Origin of the sequence: Picosynechococcus sp. PCC 7002, assembly GCF_963860125.1 — a bacterium.
Taxonomy (GTDB): domain Bacteria; phylum Cyanobacteriota; class Cyanobacteriia; order Cyanobacteriales; family MRBY01; genus MRBY01.
This window is the reverse complement of record NZ_CAWLFA010000006.1, coordinates 87756-101715: the sequence shown is the minus strand read 5'-3', so window position 1 is coordinate 101715 and position 13960 is coordinate 87756. Positions and strand designations below refer to the sequence as shown.

At 47.1% G+C, this 13960-nt stretch carries 13 protein-coding genes; 9 read left to right on the top strand and 4 right to left on the bottom strand.

Annotated elements, in window-relative coordinates:
- Positions 1 to 14: 14 nt before the first annotated feature.
- The 4 genes from AACQ84_RS15380 to AACQ84_RS15365 all read left to right on the top strand — a co-directional run bounded on the left by AACQ84_RS15380 (position 15) and on the right by AACQ84_RS15365 (position 7321).
- Complete coding sequence (locus tag AACQ84_RS15380) at positions 15 to 5999, top strand: strawberry notch C-terminal domain-containing protein (RefSeq protein ID WP_049761781.1); 5985 nt, start codon at positions 15 to 17, stop codon at positions 5997 to 5999.
- Positions 6000 to 6004: 5 nt separating this feature from the next.
- Complete coding sequence (locus tag AACQ84_RS15375) at positions 6005 to 6319, top strand: hypothetical protein (RefSeq protein ID WP_012308627.1); 315 nt, start codon at positions 6005 to 6007, stop codon at positions 6317 to 6319.
- Between the two features lie 301 nt (positions 6320 to 6620).
- The gene (locus AACQ84_RS15370; protein WP_012308626.1) at positions 6621 to 6944 is read left to right on the top strand and encodes a nucleotidyltransferase domain-containing protein; all 324 of its coding nucleotides are present in this window, start codon (positions 6621 to 6623) and stop codon (positions 6942 to 6944) included.
- Entirely contained in the window at positions 6941 to 7321 is a 381-nt protein-coding gene (locus AACQ84_RS15365; RefSeq protein WP_012308625.1) for a HEPN domain-containing protein, read from the top strand. The genes AACQ84_RS15370 and AACQ84_RS15365 overlap by 4 nt, the downstream gene beginning before the upstream one ends.
- A 300-nt stretch (positions 7322 to 7621) precedes the next feature.
- On the opposite strand, the gene AACQ84_RS15360 is transcribed toward AACQ84_RS15365, so the two are convergent.
- Entirely contained in the window at positions 7622 to 8083 is a 462-nt protein-coding gene (locus AACQ84_RS15360) for a cytochrome P450 (RefSeq protein WP_049761787.1), read from the bottom strand.
- On the opposite strand from AACQ84_RS15360, the gene AACQ84_RS15355 reads away from it, so the two are divergent.
- The 5 genes from AACQ84_RS15355 to AACQ84_RS15335 all read left to right on the top strand — a co-directional run bounded on the left by AACQ84_RS15355 (position 8069) and on the right by AACQ84_RS15335 (position 9929).
- Positions 8069 to 8404, top strand: a complete 336-nt coding sequence (locus AACQ84_RS15355) for a hypothetical protein (RefSeq protein ID WP_238986482.1) — start codon at positions 8069 to 8071, stop codon at positions 8402 to 8404. The genes AACQ84_RS15360 and AACQ84_RS15355 overlap by 15 nt on opposite strands.
- A gap of 57 nt (positions 8405 to 8461) precedes the next feature.
- Positions 8462 to 8971: a hypothetical protein gene (locus AACQ84_RS15350; RefSeq protein WP_012308623.1), complete on the top strand. Its 510-nt coding sequence runs from the start codon at positions 8462 to 8464 to the stop codon at positions 8969 to 8971.
- 90 nt (positions 8972 to 9061) lie between these two features.
- On the top strand, positions 9062 to 9220 hold the full coding sequence (locus AACQ84_RS15345; protein ID WP_156785488.1) for a hypothetical protein: 159 nt from the start codon (positions 9062 to 9064) through the stop codon (positions 9218 to 9220).
- A gap of 92 nt (positions 9221 to 9312) precedes the next feature.
- Entirely contained in the window at positions 9313 to 9540 is a 228-nt protein-coding gene (locus tag AACQ84_RS15340) for a type II toxin-antitoxin system Phd/YefM family antitoxin (RefSeq protein WP_012308622.1), read from the top strand.
- A complete protein-coding gene (locus tag AACQ84_RS15335) occupies positions 9537 to 9929 on the top strand; it encodes a type II toxin-antitoxin system VapC family toxin (protein WP_012308621.1) in 393 nt (130 codons plus the stop codon). Before AACQ84_RS15340 ends, AACQ84_RS15335 begins: the two co-directional genes overlap by 4 nt.
- A gap of 201 nt (positions 9930 to 10130) precedes the next feature.
- Here AACQ84_RS15335 and AACQ84_RS15330 read toward each other — a convergent pair whose 3' ends face one another.
- The 3 genes from AACQ84_RS15330 to AACQ84_RS15320 are packed head-to-tail and all read right to left on the bottom strand — an operon-like array spanning position 10131 to position 13956.
- Complete coding sequence (locus AACQ84_RS15330) at positions 10131 to 10847, bottom strand: hypothetical protein (protein WP_012308620.1); 717 nt, start codon at positions 10845 to 10847, stop codon at positions 10131 to 10133.
- A 2-nt stretch (positions 10848 to 10849) separates the two neighbouring features.
- Entirely contained in the window at positions 10850 to 13615 is a 2766-nt protein-coding gene (locus AACQ84_RS15325) for a hypothetical protein (protein ID WP_012308619.1), read from the bottom strand.
- Positions 13615 to 13956 (bottom strand): hypothetical protein, encoded by a 342-nt coding sequence (locus tag AACQ84_RS15320; RefSeq protein ID WP_041444096.1) that lies wholly within the window; start codon positions 13954 to 13956, stop codon positions 13615 to 13617. The genes AACQ84_RS15325 and AACQ84_RS15320 overlap by 1 nt, the downstream gene beginning before the upstream one ends.
- Between the last annotated feature and the right edge of the window lie 4 nt (positions 13957 to 13960).

The window sequence follows — 13960 nt, the reverse complement described above, 5'->3', positions numbered from 1 at the left end:
CTTTTCAACAGTCCGTGACTGCATTACGGCAGTGGTATGCTCACGCCCGTTGTATCGATAAAGCCGCCAATTATCTACAGGGCATTCAGGCGATCGCCATTGAGCCGGGAAGTCAAACTGCAAAAATCTATGAACCGACCGCAGGAAACGGAGCATTATTGCTAGGGGCAGCACCGGAAAATTGTACTGTTAATGAACTGAATCCAGATCGAGCTAATCAACTCCGTAGCCAAGGGTTCACAGTGACGGAACAGGATGCAACGGCATATCTGCCGAACCAACTCTATGATGTGGTGATCATGAATCCGCCGTTTGGTCGGGTGAAGGGGAAGCGATTTCGCCTCGCTGGAGAGATGGGGACAACAAGCCAAATTGATCAGGCGATCGCCCTCCATTCGTTGCAGGCGATGAAAGACGATGGTAGAGCAGTTTTGATTTTGGGAGGCAAACCAGAAATTACCCCAGCGGAACGGGCGGAGGCCTATAACAGTCTGGAAACCCGACGCTTTTTTTATATCTTGCAGCAGCAGTACAACGTCATTGATCACTTCACCATCAGCGGCGATTTGTACCGAAAACAGGGGGCAGGTTGGGCGATCGACATCATCCAGATTGCTGGAAGGGGTCAATCGGAACGCCCCTTACCCGCCGTAGAATCGCCCCGAATTTACACAAGTTTTAACCAATTACGAGGATTTCTCGATGACTATCTTCAGCACCGTCCAATTGCCGAGTTACAGCGAGTACCAAACAGCCGACCGAGTGTGGATTCCCTCAGGGGAGGGGGATCAGGCGTTATTCATGGTGCGGATTCCAGCCAACCTAACAGCCCTCGACTGGCAAACATATCTCGAATTGATGAAGGTGCGGGTGGAATGGATGTGCCGTCAACACTTGGAACAGAACAAACCGATGGAGAACTTACAGCAGGATTTGGAGCAGACATTACAGCAACTCAATCCGTTTTTAATGGCTCCTTTGCTCTATCAGAAAGAGGACACCGACGAAATCAGCGACTGGATGATGAACTGGGCAGTGAATCTGCTGGAATTCGATTCAACATGGCTGGACTGGTGGCAGACGACCAACTCAATGGTGGAATTTCCCATGAATCTAGCCAGTTTAGAAGCGAATCCCGAAGCGATGGCACAGCACGACGCAGTGACAATCTCCCAATTTCTGTCGGAACTCAGGACACCTTTGCAATAGATGCAGTTCAGATTATGCGTGAAGAATTTAATATTCCCTACCAACCCCGCAGCCAAGGGAGATCGCCGCAAACCTTGATCCCCACCAATATGGCGGTAGCAGCCCAAAAAGCCTTGGATCAGTTGGAAACAGAATATGGCAATCTCGACGAGTTTGTGCAGACGAGGTTGGGGTATGAATCCAAAGCAGCGATGTTTGAGGTGTTGTATGCCGAGCAGATTGATGCCCTGGCCCTCGCCTTTTCCCAGAAGGATAAGGGCAAAATTTTCCTCAATGGCGACCAGACCGGCAATGGAAAAGGCAGATTTGGTGCTGCCAATATCATTGATGCGAAACGGCAGGGTTATATTCCCGTGTTTGTCACCCAGAAACCCAATCTTTATGCGGCGATGCTAGAGGATTTGGCAGATATTGGTCACGGTGGACTCACGCCATTTATCACTAATAACGGTGAAAGACTTGCCTTGAACAATGGAGCCGTGCTAACTACAGGCGATAAAGCGAGTCAGGAAGCGGAAATGTTCCAACTCGCTAAACGTATGGATCTAGGGAGTTATGATGCGGTCTTCACCACCTATAACCAGCTACAAACGGTTAGTAATCAAGAGCCTTACCGTCGGGAATTCTTGAGGGCGATCGCCCACCGTTCGGTTTTTATTTTCGATGAAGCCCACGAAGCTGGTGGTAGTCAAGCTGAAACCTGGAATGCCGGACAGGCTCCCAACCGCGCCGAATTTGTGCGGGAATTAGTGGATCTCAGTGCTGGTGCAGTGTTTATGTCTGCCACTGCCACTAAAAATCCCGCCGTAATGGATTTATATGCTAGAGGAACCGATGCAATCCATGCGGTAGACAGTATGTATCGCCTGGAAAATACCCTAAAAGCGGGAGGAATTCCCCTCCAGCAGATGATGGCAACCCAGTTTGTCCGTGCGGGCAATATGCTGCGACGGGAACGGAGTTTTGACAATATTAGTTTCGATGCCAAGACTGTTCCTGTAGATCAAGACGTTGCCGACAATATTTCCGCCGTGATGCGAGCGATTGATCGCTTTGATGCGACCAAAGCCAAGGCAATGAAGGAATTGCGCAAGGAGGTGAGGGCAGAAGCGAAGAGTCTTAGCGAGGACAATTCCATTGGGCAGGCTAGTGTGCAGTCGGTAAATTTTACTTCCCTCATGCACAATGCTATTGAACAGGGATTACTTTCCCAAAAAGCAGAGGCCACCGTCCAAGAGGCGATCGCCGCCCTGGAACGAGGCGAAAAACCCTTAATTGCCCTGTCCAATACCATGGATAGCTTCATCGGCAGTTATGCCAAAGACCAAGGCATCGAGGCAGGGGAAGCAATTGAAATTACCTTTGGCGACGTTCTGAACCGTTATCTCGAACGTTCCCGCGATGTCATTATTACCGACTATCTCGGCAAACGTACTCGAATGCCCATGACCGCTGACCAGTTGGGTGAAGAGGCGATCGCCGCCTTTGAAGAAGCCAAGGAAATCCTTGCCAATGCCGATTTTTCCAAAATTCCCCTCAGTTCCATCGATTACATGAAATACCGTTTAGCCCAGGAGGGTTATCGCGTTGATGAAATTACAGGACGCAGCAGCATTCTCCAGTACAACGATTCAGGCATGACCTATGTCCTCCGTTCCGCCAAGGACACCAGCCCCCAAGCCAAAATTGATATTGTCAATCGCTTTAACAGTGGGCAATTAGATGTTGTCATCTTAAACCGCAGCGGTGCGACGGGGATTAGCCTCCATGCCTCTGAGAAATTTACTGACCAACGCCCCCGACACATGATCGTCGCCCAGACTGAGCGGGATATTAACCAGATGATGCAAATGTTGGGACGGGCAAACCGTTTTGGGCAGGTGATCGAGCCAAAATTCACCCTGGTAATGGCAGATGTTCCCGCCGAGAAACGTTTGGGCGCAATCTTGGCGAAAAAAATGGCATCCCTCAATGCCAATACCACCGCCGGACGGGATTCCGCCCTCAGTGTCGGCAATGTGACTGATTTTATGAATACCGCTGGAGAGGAGGTAATCACCGAATTATTAGAGGAAAATCCAGAACTCGATGCCATGTTGTCCTACCCGACACGGGGCAGTTTAGACGGAGATACTGCCCTCATCCAACGGGTGACAGGACGTATCCCCCTTTTACCTTTGTCAGACCAAGAAGAACTTTACGGCATCATCGAAACCGAAACTGAAGCCCTGATCAAACAAAAAGAGGCGATGGGGGAGAACATTCTTGCGGCGGATAAACTCGACCTCGATGCCCGCACTGTAGCAATGATGGAAGTTGTGCCAGCGGATGCCAATGTAGTCAGCGAATTTACTGGAACTGTGGTGCTGGAGGTGGTCGATGCCAATGTAATCAATAAACCCCCTTCCCAATTACAGGTAATGAACTTGGTGCGAGAAAATCTCGAACAACCCAAGGTAAAAACCATTGACGAGAATGATCTGGAAGTTATTCAGGCGATCGCCGAACAACAGGGTCAGGTCAAACTCCAAGCCCTCCAAACCGCGATGACCGTCTATCGAGAGCGGGTATTGTCCCAACTCAGATCTGCGGCAACTCTAGAAAAAACCCAGGAAAAACTCGATCAACAGTGGGATGCTGTTCAGAAGATCATTGAGCAATTTCCAGTGGGAGAACCCGTTCAGTTTTTTAGCCTTGGTTTGGAAAGTGTAAAAATTTCCTCCGGTGTGGTGATAGACATTACTCAAAAAAGTCGCATGATCGGTAGTCCTAGTGCCCCCACCAACTGGATGATGCAAATTATCAGCCTCGAAGGGAAACGGCTTTCTTTACCTTTTTCTAAAATCAATACCGGACGGGCCTCTAGTATTACCCTCAATCCAGCGGATTCAGAACGGAATATTTATAGTGAGTTTGACCGTCTGCAACAGGCACAGCGGACAGAAATGCAGGTCTTTACCGGCAATTTGCTGAAAGCCTACGAAAAATTTCCCAAGGGTAAGTTTGTGAACTTTACCGACCAGCAGGGGCAAACCCGACAGGGACTGTTGATGCACCAGGATTTTGATATCGTCGAGCAGCTCCAGCAGCAACCTGTACTTTTTGAAAATTCGGAACAGGTCAGACTTTTCCTCACGGAATGGAGTCATAATCGAGGTGTGGTGGAATCCTTGGCGTTGGATTTAGCGATTAAAGCCAATGGTCAAGCCCGTTTAAATGGGGATGCTGCCGAATATTTTGTGCTGCAGGTTCCAGAAGCCACGAGTCGCGGCGGGAAATATTTTCTCAATGAATCCCTACTCCAAGCTGCCCAAGAAGAGTTTTATTCCGTGGGTGGACGCATGGAAATGCGGGTGCTTCCCCAGGATTTAGAGGCAGTTGTACAGGTTTTGATGGAGGCATTAAAAGTAAAATTGGCCGTCCATGATCCCAGTTACAAAGAATTATTAAGGGAACATTTAGGACAATCTTTGCCGACATTACAGCAGATGGTAACGACTCCAGTTCAGCCTGAAGCCACGGAACAATTGCAAATTTTCAATGCTCCACCCGCCGCAATAGCCACTCCACCACTGCCTGAGTCCCTTGAACCCATACTTATAACTGCGGTTTCTGAATATACTGCGTCGGTGCAGTCCTCAAGAGCTAAAACCCAGAGTATTTTGTCGTCAGAGAAACAGGGGAGTCAGGCAGCGAAACATATCGCCCAACTTCTCCATGAATCGGGATTTGCAGAGTTAGTCTTGGCAGAAGAGAGTTTCCATCAACGTTTTGAACAGGGGGGTTATTTACCCTTTGTGATTGAACGGCATGGTGAACAGCTTTATTTGAGCCATTACGCTGAATTGAATGGGGATCATTATATTGATGCGGAAATGGTCTTTCAGATTGGGCAGCGGGGCAATTTATCGTTGCTAGAAACGGCGAGTTATAACCCTTTAACGGGAGGTGAACTGCGAAATAAAGATTATCGTTTTGCTGAATTATTTTCTGGGAATCTTTTGGCCCAGGGTTGGGCGGAAGTCATGCAAGCCAGTCGGCAAGATTTCGTTCCAGGGCGAGAGGAAGAGATCATTGTTGCAGAGCCACCAGCAGCTCCCGAAACTCCAGAAAAAATAGCGTATTCCCAGGAACAGCTTGTTCTAAAATCTGACCCGCCGCTTCAGAATAGTGTCCCCTCAAGTCCGAGAGATTTGGCCATTAGTCCGGAGAATTGGAGTACAGTGGCGAGGGCGATCGCCAAATCCCCAGCGTATTTGCAACGGATTCAGGAAGTGACGACAAAACCCCTACAGGAAAAAGCTGTCACTGCGATGGAAAATGATTTTGCCGCTTTTCAGCAGTCCGTGACTGCATTACGGCAGTGGTATGCTCACGCCCGCTGTATCGATAAAGCCGCCAATTATCTACAGGGCATTCAGGCGATCGCCGAACAATTCAAAGCCGGTCAACCCCTGAGTGAAGCCATCCACTCCGCCATGCAGGAAGATCGTCGGGTCGCCACCTTTGAGCAACTTGCAACGAATTTAGACCGCCAACACCCCGAAACTTTTCTCCAAACCGTCGCCCAAAGAGGCTTACAGAAAGGATTGCAAGTACAAGAACTCACCGCGACTCTATTACAAGGCGATCCAGCTCTGCGGGATATTCATAAAATTCAGCCCCAATCTACCCGAGCCTACCTCCAAAAAATCCTGACTACCGCCGAGCAATTATTTACCAAAGAACAGCCACAGCCCTTACCCATTTCAGTATCTAACGAACAACCTCACCACCATCCCAAGCTATAAACACCATGAATAACCCACAAAAAAATGTCCACGATCTCAACCAAGCCGTACTCATCACTGCCCTCAGTAAATTGGCGAGCAACTTGCAATCCTGCCAATCCCGCCTTGATTATGCCTGCGCTAGAGCGACCCGCGCCCAAAATGCTCACATCCAAGACAAACTATCCGAAGCATCCCTAAAACTGTCCGAAATGCTGGAAATTTTGGATGATGAAGCCATACAAGCACTGCTCAAAACTTACCCAGAACGAGATCTACTGCAAGAATTGATGACTAATCTAAACCCGCTAACCCCAACCCACGAAGAGATAAACTTCTAATTGGGATCAGCATGGGTAAATGACTCAAACGAAGAAGCTAGTAAAATTCTTTGCGGTGGTGCTTGAACAATCCAGAGAATTGCCGTTCTGCGAATCGCAACAACACAATATCGGTTTTCGGGTAGTTGCGTCTCCCCAGTACTCTTCATTGCCAGAGTTGGCATATGGGAATCTGTCGAGTGTGCAGAGGAAGAGTCCAGACCTATTCCGGTGATGCTGCTGGCCTTGTTTTAGGTATCCGAAAAGTCTAGAGGTCAGGTAGCCTAGTAGGAGAATATCCGAAAAGTTACCGGGCTTCACTATGACTAGACAAAAACTAGAAGTCATTCTTCAGCAGGTCAAATCAAAACTAAACGAACTGTATGAAGAACAGCTTGAATCAATTATTTTGTATGGTTCCCAAGCGAGAGGGGAAGCAAAAATGGACTCGGATATCGATATTCTAGTCGTCCTAAAGTCAGCGATAAATCCCTATGCTGAGATTGACAGAACAAGCGAATTTATCAGCCAGTTATGTCTAGACTATGACGCAGTAATTTCTCGCCACTTTATTTCCGCCGAAGCTTTTACGACTCAAAATTCTCCGTTTCTCCACAATATTAGACAGGAAGGCATTGTGATATGAAACCTGAAACGCAGAAGTTCATCCGAAAAGCCCGCGAAAGCCTCAAGGCATCCCAAATGTTAGCAGCAGGTGAAATGTATAATTTTGCGGGTTCAAGAGCTTACTACACTATGTTTTATATTGCCGAAGCTTTTTTGTGGGAGCAGGACATGGCATTTTCCAGTCATGCTGCTGTGATCGCTGCATTTGGGCGTGATATTGCTCGCAGAGGATTAGTGCCAGCAAACTTTCATCGATATTTGATTGATGCCCAGGACAAAAGAACCCAAGGGGATTATTCGATTGAGGATAATGCTGAATTATCTGCGGAGGATGTAACCAAGCTGATTGAGCAAAGTCAAAAGTTTATTGAAGTTGCAGAAGAGAAATTAGTCTAAACCAATGCCAACAAAAATCATCTCGATGAATTGCTTTGTTTGGTGGATAGCTTGCGAGTGGGTAAAACTTGAGAACAAGAATTAGCTGCAATTGAGTTAAAGAAAAAATTATAGTTATGTCAGTTGAGTCCAAGAATTTGGATCCCCCTAAATCCCCCTTATTAAGAGGGACTTGAGATTCTTGATCGTTTCATCACTATTTGAAATGACTGTAGTAGAATTTTTCAATGATAAAAGACGTAGCATTTTGCAGTAGACTTAATTTTCTAGACAGCTTTAAGCACTGCCCTGTTCTTTTATTTATGAGGCTTTTTCCCGTCGATAAAAGCGTATTTGTAAACCATCTTTCGGTAATGGCGTCGGAATCACTTGCATCGATAGGTCTTGGTCAGGTAATAACTCCCAGTCATAATCACGGGCAAGCATTGATGCCAAAATTTTTGCTTCTAAACGGGCAAACTCTTTGCCAATACATTCGCGCATACCGCCACCGAAGGGAATAAAGCCAAACTTTTTCTGTTTATCTGCCAGACGTTCCGGTAAAAAACGCTCCGGGTCAAATTTTTCGTGGTCGGGATATAGGGCTTCGTCCTTATGGGTTTGGGCAACTTGGTACTGCACAGCCCAACCTTTAGGAATTTGGAAATTTTTGTACTCGAAGGTGTTGATCACTTCCCGAAAACCACCGCCCACTGGGGGGACAAGACGTAAAACTTCTTTAAAAACTTGATCCAGATACGTCATCTGTTGAAGCGTCGCCATATCCAACCCATCGCCAATGTCCAACGCATCTTGTTCCGCAATGAAGCTGTACTCACTACTGCCCTCAGCAAACTGGTGAGCAATCTGCAATCCTGCCAATCTCGACTTGATTACGCCTATGCCAGAGCCGCTCGCCCTCGAAATGCTCACATCCAAGGCGAACTATCAGCCGCATCCCTACCACTATCAGAAATGCTGGCAATCCTTGATGATGAAGCCATTCAAGCACTAGTCAAGGCTCACCCAGAGCGGGATTTACTGCGGGAACTGATGGTCAACCCAACTATTCCCGCCCCAGCCCACGAAGAAATTAACTTTTAACCTTGCTTATTCGGAATTTGCGAATATAGAATAAAGGTCACGAGAAGAAAAAAATAAATGCTAAAACCCCAAGACATCGTGATCTTACTTCAAGTTCACTGCTTAGGTACAACATGGACATATAGCGAATTAGCAAAAAGTCTAAAAATGAGTGCCTCAACCGTCCATGAAGCCTTACAACGTTGTGAACTGAGTCATCTATATAATCAAAACAAAAGAAGAATTTTAAAAGGAGCATTAGAGGAATTTTTAGTGCATGGTTTAAAATATGCTTTTCCTGCAGAAGCTGGAGCGATCATACGCGGAATTCCTACCGCTCATTCAGCCGAACCATTGAAAAAATTGTTAATGATAGAGGAGAAAAATCCTTATGTGTGGGCTTCAGCGAAGGGCAAAATAAAAGGCCAGGCAATTATGCCCCTTTATAAATCTGTGCCAAAAGTTGTAGAAAATCAGGAAAATGCTCAATTATATGAATTACTCTGTTTGGTAGATAGTTTACGAGCGGGAAAAATTCGTGAACAAGAATTAGCGGCGTTGGAGTTAAGTAAAAGACTTTATGCTTAATCCACAGATTGAGAATTTAGAAAAGAATGAGGTGCGCCCGACAATAGATGTAGATTGTGTGGTTGAGATTGCCTCTCGCATTGAAATTATATGTTAGCAGATCGCCTTAGGGCTTTGAGTTTAGAGAAATGTACGGAACTCGACGCGCCATTATGCCGTTGGTTATATCAGGATTTAATCGTGGATATTATGCCCTGTGATGCCAAGATTTTGGGTTTTAGTAACCGTTGGTATCAGGCAGGGATTTAGCATAAAATTAGCTATATCTTGTCCAATGATCAGGCGATCGCCAATGGGTAATTTTTTCAAAGAATTATGTTTGTTGCAACTGGAGGTATGTCATGGAAATCACTAAGATTCAGTTTAAAAGTCACTTTGAGAGTATTCTAGAACGGCTTAATCAGGGGGATGAAGAGATCATCATTGTGGATAATGGTCAGCCCATGTTTAAGATTTCTCGGTATCGACAATCTAAGGGAACAGCAGAACTATTTGCACCGCTACGGGGAAAGGTCAAATATTATGAAGATCTGACGACACCAACAACTGAGGAATGGGGTGAGGTATGACAGTTGTTTTGGATACTTGCGCTTTGATTTGGTGGAGTTTGGATCCGGATCTGCTTTCGGCTCCGGCAAAGGTTGTCTGCTATGAGATGGAATTGAAAAAGAATGGCTTGATTGCCTCAATTTCATTGTGGGAGATTGCATTGAAGGTGCAACGGGGCAAATTGGATTTGGGTGTCGATCTGGATTTATATATTGATACTCTGCTGCGGTCAAATGTGGTGCGGGTTGTGCCGATTGATGTAGGGTTGTGGGTGGAAAGTGTACGCTTGGACTGGGAACATCGCGATCCAGCGGATCGGGTGGTAGTGGCTCTGGCAAAACAACATGAGGCGCAGTTACTCACGAAAGATGCAGTGATTCAAGATTTTTATTTAAAAACAGTTTGGTGATTTTTTTCTCTGGAGTTTTTCATCAATTATAAGGATTGATAAAATGCTTTAAAGATAGGGATGTATAATCTCAAGATCCTTATAATTTTCGTAAATTGCCTCATTCATGCGTCGTTATGCTCCCAGATATGACCAGTGGGCTAAAGAAGAGAAGTATAAACTTCTCCCCTTTTAACTTAGTTTTTGAGAAAATAAATAAACTTAAAGATCATCAACTAAAGCATTATTAAACTGCACCTCACGGAGAATCTGATTGGTGGCACGATCCTGTTCAGCTTGCTGAGTACGTTCTGCACGGGCCATAGTTTTGAGAACATTGGCTTGGGCAATATTATTTGCAGCAAGTTGTTGGAGAATCTGCTGATTTTGCTCGATTTGGATCCGGGAAAGCTGAGTCTCATTCGCCATCTGGAGCGTCATGCATTTCATGACTTCCTGGGTAATGTTCAGGGTTTGGCATTGATCTGCTAGATCGCCAGAGGTGGTAGAGATTTGCGTTGAGGTTGCTGACAATTGTTCGGTATTCTGTTGGCCCTCAGCAGAAAAGACGATCTCGCCAAGGGTACTGGAAGTACCAGCAGCGACTTCTGTTTGTCTTAATATGCCTTCTGCAATGTCATTAATGTCGGTTTGGTTGAGGGTGGCATTGTCCCGAATCTCAGCAAAAATACCACTGGGATCTGGGAGTCCTAATGCGCCTGTAATGGCCTCAATCCCTTGGGGAAGGTAAACCTGAAGGAAGTCTTCAACATGGCTCCCGACATAGGTTTCAAAGGCACCGGAAATAATTTGGGTGGTTTGATTCCAAGTATTTTTGAGGACGTCAAGGACGGAAGCTTCGCTTTTAGCGGTGGAAATGAGGATGATGCTCGTGGAGAGGGGGATCATGATCAATAGTTTTTTGGCGCGGTTTTTCATGGTTAAAAATCCTCTAAGGGTTTGCCCTGTTGCATACAGGTTTGGAAATGAGCACCCCACCGAGCAGCCGCTTCGAGGGGATTGGGGTATTGTTCAAAGAAGCGATCGCGGGCAATAACTTGCTCTTTGTTGTTTGCCAATAAACCCACGAGAATGGGACTGGCAAAATAACGCCCGTGGGTATAACGGCGATCGCCATCCACGAGCCATTGGGAAGTGCTGCGACGGCGATCCGCTTTGAAGGTGCTGGCAACGTTTTCGCTGATGATCGCTTCCGGGGTGCGATGGATGCGCTGGTAATGATCGATATCATCGCCGTTGATTCGTCCTGTAATGCGTAGGGATAGGTTGGTGCGCATCTTGGCACTGGCAGCATTGGTTTCGATAATCACCGGATCCTGGGTGGTTAAAATGACTGTCAAACCAGACTTTCGCGCCGTTGCCATTTGCACACCGACATATCTTGCTAGACCAGCATATTCGAGCCAGATAGAAGCTTCATCAATATAAAAAATAGAGCGGGAACATTGCAGAGCGCGACGTTGGGCGATATTGCAAATCATTAATCCCAAAACCCGTGCCTTTTTCTCGGAACTGGGTTTGAGACAGGAAAATTGCAGGTAGGGCGTATGGAAAAAATCAACGCTGGAAGGCTGGGCGATTTGTTTGCCCATTGCGCCTTCAATCCAACTCATCAGGGCGGAACGAATGAAATTAACCGCCTGTCGCTGCCCCTCGTCGTCATTTTGCACCAGCGAATAATTGATCCGCTCGTAGAAATCTTGGAGGGTCGGATAGGCTTGCCATGCCGCAGAATTAATCCCATTTTTCTGAGCCGTTTCAATGCGTTCAAGAATTTCGAGATCACGGTAAAAACGGGCGATCGCCGTCGTCAAGATAAACTCAACCTGGGTGGCTAATCCCGAATCCGTGACCCCATCCAGCACCAAAGCCTGCAACATCGCCTCAATGGATTCTACAAACGCCTCCCGTCGTTCTCGTTGAATTTGGGGCGGAAAGTGGGAAAAATCCGGCAATTCCAGAATATTGGAAGCCTCACGGGAAGGGTCAAACTCCGTACCCCCCAGAAATTTAATCAGCGCTGAATAAGTCGAGGATGTTTTCTGGGACTCCGCTGCTGATTCGGTTGCCGATGGTACGACCAAATCCATGGAAGTGATTTGCGCCCCTGTAAACGCTGCCTCCACGAGCATATCACCCACCAAAACCGACTTACCCGAAGCCGTTCTGCCATAGACAACCCCGTGACGCGGACTGCCAAATTCATCCTCCAAACTGGCGCGAAAGGGTACGCCCCCCTGAAGACTGATAAATTCCGTGCCTGTCGTTGCCTGATTGACGATGCCCGTTAGATTGACCAAGCCCAACGCCGCCGAAGCATTGATGGAGAGCCGATAATCGCCCGTGACAAACCCCGCACAACGCCACAATAATTCCATTTTGATCGGCAACGTTTGCAGCCAAATGCGCCAGACATAATCCCGCTCCTGAAAGAGGCGAGTCGGTCGGTTAAAACCTTTACGAATGAGGGTCAACTTGTCGCGGAGAATATCCAAATCAGGGGCATAAACGAGAATCGCCACGCCCACATAAACTGGATAATCCCCTTGCTGAATCAGCCGTTGAGCCTCCATCGCTTCCTCGGAAGTGACCACCGCCGTTTGGTCTGCCTGCCCATTTTTGTTGGAGGTACGGAGTTGTTGCTTGGTGTAATTTTGCAGAGACTTACGCACCCCATCTACTGACGCATAATTGTATTGGGTAATCAGGTCATAATCGCTGAGATCCAGTGAAATCAAGCAATCCCAGAGCCAACGGTATTTATGCTCCGGTGAGGTGAACTCATCGGGCAAATCCTCAAAACCTAGAATGGCGCAATATTGTTGCCGTGCGGGGAGCCAGAGGTGTTCTTGATGTGTCCGGGGAAAATTTTCGTCGGTAAAAAGCTGTGACAACAATGACAAGGGTTCTCCCGTCAGACTTTCACCCGTGCGCTTAAACTCCTGAATTTCCGGTTGGGGATCATCGAGATCGACAAATAAATAGTAAGGTAATGCCGAATTCCCCCCAATCGCCTGATTGAGTAAAGCCCAGAGGCGATCGCCATCATAGAGTTGCGCCTGATCTAGTTTCAGCGTGGCATAGAGAGTTTTCTCAAACTCAATCCCCGCCCGATAGGCAGACTGAAAGAGAGTAAGTAACGCGTCATATTCCCGCTCATATTCTGCATCGGTGAACAGAGATTCCCAACGACGAATCACTTTCGAGAAAAACTTTTCGACCCCATTATCCGAATCCACCGCTGCCCCATCGACGGTAAAAGTACTGTCAATGCGATAACTGATCTGCTTGCGTTGTTTACTGTGGGCGAGATTGCGGCGCGTACTGTCCTTATTCAACCAAAGTAATTGTGCCGCTGGATTCGGTAAATGATCCGCTTGGGAAGCCTCAAAATGGGAACTTACCTGCGTCGAAAAAGTGAGTTTTTCCTGCTCCGCTAAACCTTTCAGCACTGACAATAAACCCGCCATGGAAGGTTCATGGGCTTCATTGGCATGGATGCACTGGTAACTGGCACTGAAGGAAAACTGGGTTAAATCCCCTTGGGTATTGGCGATCGCCCAGATATCGTGACCCCCTTTCCGGAGACAAACAATTTTGGCAAGATCTAAAAAATTCTCAATCGCCGGTAAATAATCCGTGGGCATATCACCCCGTAATGCCTGAATTGCAGTCGCTAAACCCATTACCGTAATTTCTCCTGACGTAAAATTTGCTGACTAATGGCGGGGGTAGACTGGCGTTTGAGCCACACAGAATGGCGACCCCGACCACGCCGCCACCGGGGTGGATGGTGATATTTCGCCGCCGTTCTGGCGGGAGACTGACCCGCAACAATCAGCCAAGTGACGAAGGGCGCACAGGTGTAGACCATGACCCAGATAAAATTTGCTTGGCACCAAACCCCAACGACGATAAACCCGAAAAACAGCGACAAGCCAAACGGGATAATGTGTTCAGGGCTGAAGATGAAAAAATTAGCACGACGGCGAAAAGACTTATTGACCTTGGTATTTTTCACAGACATGATG